Source organism: Pseudomonas sp. Pse1 (assembly GCF_024519635.1).
Lineage (GTDB): Bacteria > Pseudomonadota > Gammaproteobacteria > Pseudomonadales > Pseudomonadaceae > Aquipseudomonas.
In genome coordinates this window covers 1-289 of record NZ_JALJRO010000122.1, presented here as the reverse complement: position 1 = coordinate 289, position 289 = coordinate 1, and the positions used below count along the sequence as shown (strand labels likewise).

At 49.8% G+C, this 289-nt stretch carries 1 pseudogene; it reads left to right on the top strand.

The window, feature by feature from the left end:
- Window positions 1-125: pseudogene (locus NR126_RS28675) on the top strand (UTP--glucose-1-phosphate uridylyltransferase); the annotation flags it as partial.
- Window positions 126-289: the final 164 nt, after the last annotated feature.

Genomic DNA, 289 nt, shown 5'->3' with positions numbered 1-289 from the left:
AGGACGGTTGCGTGATTGCCTACAAGTTCAAGGGCCAGCGTTTCGACTGCGGTGGCGCGGAAGGTTACATCGATGCGACCAACTTCTGCTTTGAGCACTTCTATAAGACTGGCAAGGCTTACTGAGTAAAATTACTCACGCTGAGTTAGTTTGGGTCGTGAAGGTGTGAAGTAATTAAATGCCCTGTGCTTATTGGCCCAGGGCATTTTTCGTTATGGGCTAAATCCACCGCCTGAACAAAACACTCGCATTCACCCCGCCAAAGCCAAACCCATTGGACAGCGCATAC